Genomic DNA, 8,178 nt, shown 5'->3' with positions numbered 1-8,178 from the left:
GTGCCGCAGGCAGCCGTGCCCGCGCAGGCGGCGGGTGCCGCGCCTGCGCCGCAGGCGGCAGTGGGCGGACAGGCAGCCGATGCGGCACTTGCGCCGCAGGCAGCCGTGCCCGCGCAGGCGGCGGGTGCCGCACTTGCGCCGCAGGCGGCCGCGGGGGCCGTGCCGCAGGCGAATGCTGCCGCCGGACCCGGGCCGGAGGTCAACGCTGGGCCGCAGGCGGGTGCGGGTGGGGGGCGTGCCGGGATGGCCGGGCAGGGGACTGCTGTGGACCGGTACCGGGCCGCGTTCGTCGACTACACGCAGCGGCACGGTGCGTTCCCCGACGGGGACCAGCTCGCCACCTGGCTGTTCGAGCAGCACGGCATCACCGGCCGTACCGGCGACACTCTGAGCGCCGGGCACCTGCGCCGCTACCTGCCCGGGTTCAAGGAGGAGTGGGAGAACGTCCGGCGCGCGGCCGTCGGCGCGGGCGGCGCCTGAGCACGCTGGGCGATTTCCGTGATCGCGGCCCGCGCCCCGGGGATTTCCCCGGGCAGGTGGGTACAGGAGGACCATGTACGACACCACAGCCGCGCCGCGGGGTTACGGAATCTCGACGAACACCCTGTTCGCGCGCACCATGACCTTCGTCGCGGCCACCGCCGGACTCTTCGCGCTCGGCGCCTACCTCGGCCGCAACCTCGCCCACGGGGCGGGGCTCATCGCCTTCATCGGCGCGTTCGTGTGCCTGTTCGGGATGCGGTTCGCCGCGACCCGCTCGCGTGAGGCGACGGTGGCGCTGCTCGGCGCGTTCGGGCTGCTCATGGGCGTCGCCATGGCCCCGACGCTGGTGTACTACGCCACGGCCGATCCGCAGGCGCTGTGGCAGGCGGGCGGCGCGACCGCGCTGTTCATCGCGTCGCTGGGCTCGATCGGCTACGCCACCAACCGGGACCTTTCCGGTCTGGCCCGGATGTGCTTCTGGGCGCTGCTGGCCCTGCTGCTCTTCGGCATCGTGGCGATCTTCGTGCGGATCCCGCACAGCTCGCTCATCTACAGCGTGGTCGGCCTGGTCATCTTCGCCGGATTCACGCTCTTCGACTTCCAGCGGCTGCGACGCTCGCAGGACATCGCCTCGGCGCCGCTGCTGGCCGCCTCGATCTTCCTGGACGTCCTCAACGTGTTCCTCTTCTTCCTCAACATCTTCGGCGGCCGACGGGACTGAGCCGGGCCGCCGAAGACGCGGTCGGGAAGAGGTCAGGGAGAGGAGAGGTGGTCACGCACCAGCGCGTCGAGGTGGGCGTCGAGCTCCGCCAGGTCGGGCTGCTCGAACCGTGCCTGCTGCTCCGCCCACTGGGCGTTGTCGCCCTGGTAGGCCGCGACGACGTCGCTCTCGGACGCTCCGGTGAGGCGGGCGATGTCGGAGACGTCCTCGGGGTCCAGGCCGGTGCTGCGTGCCGCTGTGCTCCAGCACCAGAGCAACGCCTCGGGGATGCCCTGCTCGAAGAGGCCGTTGTCGCGTGCTTGCTGCTCGATCCACCGGGTGAATCCGGTCCGCCAGTTGCTGCACATGGGCGCGAGTCCCCTTCCGTGACGGCATGGTCGGGGTGTTGCTACCCACGTGGGGGCAGGTTCAGCGAGTCCGTTCGAGCTCGGTACCTTCGTGGCACCGGATCACGACCGCGTCCCGAGGAGGGCACCGCATGACCGACGCCAAGGCCGAGGCCACCCTGGAGGTCCACGACGGCGTGGCCGTTCTGGTCCTGGACGCACCCGAGCGTCGCAACGCCCTGACGTTGCGGATGTGCGCCGAGATGGTCGCGGCGATGGACGAGGTCGACCGCGACCCGAGCATCGGCGCGCTGGTCGTGCGGGGCACGGGCAAGGGATTCTGTGCCGGCGCGGACCTCTCGACGCTCGGCGACGCCGGCAAGGACCCGCTGGACGCCGAGGCGTTCGCGAACCTCAGCTCCGTCTACGAGAGCTTCGTGCGGCTGGGCCGGGTCACCGTGCCGACGATCGCAGCCGTCCACGGCGCGGCCGTCGGCGCCGGGATGAACCTGATGCTCGCCGCGGACCTGCGCGTCGTCGCCAAGGACGCGCGTCTGATCAGCGGCTTCCTCAAGCGCGGTCTGCACCCGGGCGGGGGGCACTTCACGCTGCTCGACCGGCTCGGCGGACGGGAACTGACGGCCGCCATGGCGCTGTTCGGCGAGGAGCTGGACGGCGAGCAGGCCGTCCGGGCCGGCCTCGCCTGGGAGGCGGTCGACGCCGACCGGCTCGCCGCGCGGGCGATGGAGCTGGCCGGGCGTGTCGCCGGGGACCCGGAGCTCGCGCGTGCCACCGTCGCCAACTTCCGCCGGGAGACCGGCGCCACGCCGATGTCCTGGGAAGTGGCGCTGCAGTTCGAGCGGACCACGCAGATGTGGTCGATGCGCCGCGGCTGAGGCGGCCGCGGCGCATCGGGAGTTCCGGTCGGGTCAGCTGCGGCGAGCCGGCTGCCAGATGCCGGTGATGGGCTGGGCGTAGAGGTCGTTCTTGGTCAGGCTCGGCAGGTGGAGCGCGGCCTCGACGGTGCGCAGCACGCTGTAGTGCGTGTAGCGCACGTCGCTGGTCGACCCAGGGCGGACGCCCTGCGAGCCGAGGACCAGGGTGGGGATGCGCTGGAGCTGCTGCTGACCGTCGGCCGCGTCCTCGTCCCAGGTGAGGATGAGCAGCGAGCGCTGGCTCTTCCAGGCCGGGGAGTTGAAGATCGGCGAGAGGGTGTTCTTCAGCCAGGTGTCACCGGCGGCGACGCCGCAGCCCTCCATGTCGTCGCAGTCGTCCGCGCTGAGCCAGGAGAAGGTCGGCGTGGTGCTGGTCTTCTGCAGGTCCGTCGCGAGCTGCGTCTGCGGCAGCAGGTGGGTCTTGCAGTTGGCCGGGTTGTCCTTGACGTCCTTGAAGAAGTAGAACGGCAGGTCGTCGATGGTGTACGCGCCGTGCGAGGTGGTGTCGCAGGGGCCGGCCGCGTTCTCCATGTAACCGCGCCAGCTGCCGCCCGCCTTGGTGACCAGGTCGCCGATGTTGGGGGCGTCGACGGTGCTCGTGAACGGCGTGTTGTCGTTCACGTCGAAGAGGCTGCCGCCCGCCAGCGCCACGTAGTTGGGGTCGCTGGGGTGGGTCTCGGCGACGGCGTTGGTCAGGTTGGCGCCCTTGGGGACCAGGCTGTTGATGAACGGCGCCGACTTGTTGCCGATGATGCCGTTGTAGTCCTGGTTCTCCATCATGACCACGAAGACGTGGTCGTAGCCGGGCACGTGCGCGACCGGCGGCTTGGCCGGGTGCGGGGCCGGGACCGGCGCGGAGATGTGCAGGGCGAGGTCGTCGACGTAGCCCTGGGCGTGGCCGAGGCGGTCGTGCGGCTGCGGGCCGCTGATGGTCATCACCGTGCGGATCTTGCGGGTGCCGTGCGGCACCTTGCCGACGGCCTGCTCGGGCAGCAGCTCGGTCGCGAAGCCGCGCATCTCACGGGTGACCGGCTTGAGCGTCGCGTGGCCGAGGACCTTGCCGTGGGCGTCGAGGAAGTAGCTGGTGACCGTGGCGGCGTCGCTGATCGCGCCGGACCCGCCGAGGTATCCGGTGAGGTTGTAGGTGACGTCGCCGCGGTCGATGCGGTGGGCCGCGGCCGACACGTCGGCGGTCTGGGCGCCGGTGCTGACGCCGCCGCCACCGCCGGAGAAGACGTTGTGGCCGCGGTTCTTCGGGCCCGGCGTGGTCGGGGTGGGGAAGTCGGTGATCCCCTCGCCGCCCTTCGCGCCGTAGGCGACGGAGTTCAGCAGGCCGGTGACCTGCCAGCCCGGGACGGTGTTGGTGTCGACGCCGACCATCGTGCCGGCGCCCTGCTCGGCGTCGCCGTTGACGATCAGGTTCGGGCCCGGGCCGACCTTCGGCGCCGGCGGCTCGGGCGTCGGGTGCGGTGTGGGCGCCGCGTTGACGGTGAGTGCGACCGGCCCGGACAGCACGGTGTAGCCGTTGTTCGCGAACAGGTAGACCTGGTACGTGCCGGGGGTCAGCGCGCTGGTGTCGAAGGTGACGCTGCCGTTGGCGTCGGGGGTGTACTGCCAGCTGGTGGAGCTCTGCACGCCGGGCTTGGCGCCCGGGGCGTAGAGGCCGACCCAGTTGGTGGAGCTGAGGTCCGAAGCCGGCACCGCGTAGGAGAAGCTGACGGTGTCGCCCTTGTAGACCGGACCGGTGGTGGTCTCGGTGAGGGTGGGCGCCGTCACCGAGGCGGTGGCGGGGGCGGCGAGCGCGACGGCCTGGAATCCGCCGGCGGCGACGAGCGCGAGGGAGAGCGCGGCGGCCGCAGCGAGGGTGCGGGGCTTGCGAAGTCCGGAAAGTTGTTCAGACATGTTGGCGATCCTGGGCCCCCTCACCCTCGTTTCCGGAGGCCACCAAGTAACGGAAATCCAACGTCAGGCGGAACACTTGGGCTTCTGGCCCGGACCTGAGGTGACCGGCGAGTAGCGCGAGTAGTGCGCAGCTCGCCGCTCGAACCGGGTGCGTTCAGTCGGCGAGCGCCGCCTCGATCAGCGCGCCGACGCCCGACAGAGGGGCCATCAGCTCGTGCGGCATGTGGTACCGCGCTTCCAGGTCCGAGGCGTCCTGGCAGGTCACCCACACCCGCCCGTCGTCGTCCGCCAGACGAGGGCCTTGAGCGGCAGCTCGATGGCGAGCAGCGGACGGGCCACCATGGCCGGCGTCCCGCCGCGAGGGTTGCCGAAGACCAGCAGCTGCGTGTCGTTCATCTCCAGGCCCACGTCGCGTGCCCCGCCGCTGTGGTCGACGAGGGCGAAGAGGGTCAGGCCCTTGGCGGCGATGGCGCTCCTCAGGCGTTCGACCGTCAGGGCCACCGGGAACCGGCTGGGGACGCTCACCAGGCCGGGGGTGAGCGGTGCGCCGCTCTGCGCGTCATCGGTGGCCACCGGACCTGTCTACCACCCAACCGTCCGAGCCGTGCCGCGCCACGACCGGAAGTTGCCTGGAAGATCAACGACTTGACTATGATTCGGCCGAGTGGGGGTCCGCAGCCAAGAGGGGAAGTGCGACGGATGAGCGAGGCCGAGGACGTGGCGCAGGACGTGCCGCTCAGCACCCGGATACGACAGGACGTGCCGCACAGCGCCCGGATGTACGACTACTTCCTGGGCGGCAAGGATCACTACGCCGTCGACCGCGAGGCCGCCGAGCGGGTGCTCGGGGTCTTCCCGAACATGAGGACGGCGGTGCAGGCGAACCGGGCCTTCATGCGCCGGTCCACCCGGGCGTTGGCCCGGCTCGGCCTGCGGCAGTGGCTGGACATCGGCACCGGCATCCCCACCTCGCCGAACCTGCACGAAGTCGCCCAGTCCGTGGCCCCGGACGCGCGGGTGGTCTACGTCGACAACGACCCGGTCGTGCTCGCCCACTCGCGGGCTCTGATGACCAGCACGCCCGAGGGCCGGACCGCCTACATCCACGGCGACGTGCACGACCCAGAGGCGATCCTGGCCGCGCCCCAGCTGGCCGCGACGCTCGACCTGGGACAGCCGGTGGTGCTGTCCATGGTGGCGCTGCTGCACTTCGTCCCGGACGTCCACGAGGCGCGGTCCATCGTGGACCGGCTGTTCAAGCACCTTCCGGCCGGTTCCGCACTGGTGCTCTCGCACGCCACCGCCGAGCTGGACGTCGACGGAGCGCCGAAGGTCCAGGAGATCTACAACCAGGTGGGGACCACCCTCCAGCTCCGCTCGCGCGCGCAGTTCGCGACGTTCTTCGAGGGGCTCGACCTGCTGGAGCCGGGGATCGTCACCGCGCACCGCTGGCGCCCGGACGACGACGCCGCCGACCGGCTGCCGACCAGTGTGACGGACGCACAGGTGTCCTTCTATGCCGGCGTGGGCGTCAAGCGGTAGCCCGCTCCGGCGGGCCGGGTTTCAACGGTGGCTCGGGACCAGTGGTTCGGTGAAGTACCGCTGGTCCCGGGGGCGCGTGGACTCGGGGTCGCGCGGGCGCGCCGCGGGCTCCAGGTGCGGGATGTGCTTGGAGCAGTGGATGTACGCCTCGTCGACGGTCACGTGCACCCACAGCTCCGGGCGGCGGCCCGGGGCGGGGTCGACCGGGAGGTCCGGGTACCAGCGGCGTACCCAGTCGTCGGGGTGCAGCGCCGCGGTGCCGTTGACGTGCAGCCCGATGTGGTCCCGGGCGAAGTCCATGAAGAGCATGCCGACGTGCGGGTTCTCGGTGATGTTTCCGGCGCTGGCCATGACCCCGTTGCCGCGGTACTCGGGATACGCCAGGGTGCGGTCGCTCAGCACCTGGACGAAGCCCGGCGGCCCCGCCCGGAAGCTGGCGTCGCACGAGCCGCGGGAGTCCGCGGTGGACAGGAAGACCATCGACATTCGGGCGATGAACTCGCTCATCGCGGACGTGAGGTACGGGTGCACCTGCCGGTCGTAGAAGGCGGCCGCGCGTTCTTCGGTGCCGTGCCTCTGCTGCAGCACGCGTTCGCCGGTGGAGCCGAAGCGGTGGTCGGGCTCGGTCACGAAGAAATGCTCCTGAGGGTGAGGGTCGGTGTTCACAGGGGCGGGAACGCCCGGGGCCCGCTCAGTTCGGGGACAGGACCGGCACGTCGAGCGGGTCGTGGCGGATGCGCGAGCGGGGGACGCCGGTGCGCGTGAGCGTGTCGGCGGTGGCGGTCACCATGGACGCAGGGCCGCTGAGATAGGCGTCGTGCCGGTACCAGGGCCCGAACTCCTGGAGCACCTGCGGCAGCGATCCGCTGAGGCCGAGGATGTCCTCGTCGGAGACGGCGGCCCGCACCCGCAGCCAGTGGTTGCGCTGCGAGAAGCGGAGCATCTCGTCGAGCCCGTAGAGCTCGTTCGCGGTGCGGGCGCCGATGAAGACGTCCATCTGCCGCTCGTGGCCGCTGCGGGCGCTCTCCTCCACCAGGGCGCGGATGGGGGCCAACCCGGTGCCCCCGGCGACGCACAGGATGTCGCGTCCGGACGCCGGGTCGAGCACCATGTCGCCCAGGGGCGGCCCGAGCCGGATCACGTCGCCCACGTTCGAGCGCCTGACCAGGGCGTTGCTGACCCAGCCGGCCGGCACGGCGCGGACGTGGAAGGTGATCGTGCCGTCCGGGCGCGGCGCGTTGGCGGGGGAGTAGTAGCGCCACTCCCGGGGCCACCACGGAGTCTCCATGCTGACGTACTGTCCGGCGGCGTACTCGTAGGGCGTGTCGGGCTGCACGGTGATCGCCGCGATGCTGTCCGAGAACGCCTGGCGGTGCACGATCCGGGCGTGCCACCGGGCGGGCCGGGTACGGGCGTCCTCGTCGGCCGCCTGCGTCATGGTCTGGGCGACGGCGGTGTAGGCGCGGGTCCAGGCCTGCGCGACCTCGGCGTTCCACGCCGGCCCCGCGAACCGCTCCAGTGCGGCCAGCAGGCACGCCCCGACGGCGTCGTAGTGGGCGTTCTCCGTGCCGAACTTGCGGTGGTCGCGCCCCAGATGAGCGCAGAAGTGCTGGAGCCCCTCCGGGTCGTCGACCAGATCGACGATGTGGAGCAGGGCACGCAGCAGGCGTCCGCGTTGGGCGTCCATGCCCGGCGGGAACATCTCCCTGACCTGCGGGTAGCGGGTGAACAGGATCGAGTAGAAGTAGACCGCCATGTCCGCGGCGAGCGGCTCGACCACGGCCAGGCTCGTGCGTATCAGGGCGATGTCGCGGTCCGTCAGGCCGCCGCCGAAGGTCGGGACCCCGGCCGCCGCACCCCCGGCCCCCGTGAGGTCCGGCGACGACGGGCTCGTCGTCCCGCCGCCCGTGCCGGGGACGTCGGTCCGGGGCGTGCCTGCGGACTGGCGGGGTTGGAACCACACGGTGGAATGCTCCCGATCACGATCGAACCTCGCATGACTTCCCCCGTTGGCCCCGCGGCACGACTGCGACCACGGCAGACCAGATTCTGCTCACAATGCGCTCAGGAGCGGCACCCCTGGCTCCGCATGGCCATGAGATCACTACAAGTCATGCACATCTTCCTGGGCTTGGCCAATGTACATCAGGTGATTGCCCCGGGGAGGCTCGGTTGTCACAACCTTTTAAAAATCAAAAGGAGTTGGCGAGGCCCCCCGCTGACGTGCGGCGGGGGGCCTCGGGTGCGCGGTGCGGATCAGCTCGAAGTC

The 8,178-nt window shown here is 71.3% G+C and carries 8 protein-coding genes and 1 pseudogene; 4 read left to right on the top strand and 5 right to left on the bottom strand.

All coding sequences use genetic code 11. From position 1 onward, the window contains the following. Positions 1 to 480 (top strand): annotated as a pseudogene (locus TR48_RS46010) (hypothetical protein); the annotation flags it as partial. A gap of 73 nt (positions 481 to 553) precedes the next feature. Beyond that, complete coding sequence (locus TR48_RS31675) at positions 554 to 1,204, top strand: Bax inhibitor-1/YccA family protein (RefSeq protein WP_042373788.1); 651 nt, start codon at positions 554 to 556, stop codon at positions 1,202 to 1,204. Between the two features lie 32 nt (positions 1,205 to 1,236). Here TR48_RS31675 and TR48_RS31670 read toward each other — a convergent pair whose 3' ends face one another. After that, the gene (locus TR48_RS31670; RefSeq protein WP_042373787.1) at positions 1,237 to 1,551 is read right to left on the bottom strand and encodes a hypothetical protein; all 315 of its coding nucleotides are present in this window, start codon (positions 1,549 to 1,551) and stop codon (positions 1,237 to 1,239) included. Between the two features lie 131 nt (positions 1,552 to 1,682). Between TR48_RS31670 and TR48_RS31665 the strand changes: the two genes are divergently transcribed. Further along, the gene (locus tag TR48_RS31665; protein ID WP_042373786.1) at positions 1,683 to 2,426 is read left to right on the top strand and encodes an enoyl-CoA hydratase-related protein; all 744 of its coding nucleotides are present in this window, start codon (positions 1,683 to 1,685) and stop codon (positions 2,424 to 2,426) included. 33 nt (positions 2,427 to 2,459) lie between these two features. Here TR48_RS31665 and TR48_RS39425 read toward each other — a convergent pair whose 3' ends face one another. Both TR48_RS39425 and TR48_RS31655 read right to left on the bottom strand, forming a co-directional pair. Continuing rightward, the gene (locus TR48_RS39425; RefSeq protein WP_052443211.1) at positions 2,460 to 4,367 is read right to left on the bottom strand and encodes an alkaline phosphatase family protein; all 1,908 of its coding nucleotides are present in this window, start codon (positions 4,365 to 4,367) and stop codon (positions 2,460 to 2,462) included. A 261-nt stretch (positions 4,368 to 4,628) separates the two neighbouring features. Continuing rightward, entirely contained in the window at positions 4,629 to 4,940 is a 312-nt protein-coding gene (locus TR48_RS31655; protein WP_052443210.1) for a DUF302 domain-containing protein, read from the bottom strand. A gap of 126 nt (positions 4,941 to 5,066) precedes the next feature. Between TR48_RS31655 and TR48_RS31650 the strand changes: the two genes are divergently transcribed. After that, a complete protein-coding gene (locus TR48_RS31650; protein WP_042373785.1) occupies positions 5,067 to 5,909 on the top strand; it encodes an SAM-dependent methyltransferase in 843 nt (280 codons plus the stop codon). A 21-nt stretch (positions 5,910 to 5,930) separates the two neighbouring features. On the opposite strand, the gene TR48_RS31645 is transcribed toward TR48_RS31650, so the two are convergent. Together TR48_RS31645 and TR48_RS31640 are read right to left on the bottom strand one after the other, a co-directional pair. Beyond that, positions 5,931 to 6,539 carry a pyridoxamine 5'-phosphate oxidase family protein gene (locus tag TR48_RS31645; protein ID WP_042373784.1) on the bottom strand — a complete coding sequence of 203 codons (609 nt, stop codon included), beginning with the start codon at positions 6,537 to 6,539 and terminating at the stop codon, positions 5,931 to 5,933. A 61-nt stretch (positions 6,540 to 6,600) separates the two neighbouring features. Continuing rightward, a complete protein-coding gene (locus TR48_RS31640) occupies positions 6,601 to 7,872 on the bottom strand; it encodes a globin domain-containing protein (protein ID WP_236652421.1) in 1,272 nt (423 codons plus the stop codon). Positions 7,873 to 8,178: the final 306 nt, after the last annotated feature.

This window comes from Streptacidiphilus neutrinimicus (genome assembly GCF_000787815.1).
GTDB lineage: Bacteria > Actinomycetota > Actinomycetes > Streptomycetales > Streptomycetaceae > Streptacidiphilus > Streptacidiphilus neutrinimicus.
Note: the sequence above shows the minus strand (reverse complement) of the source record. Positions and strands in the feature narration are given on the sequence as shown.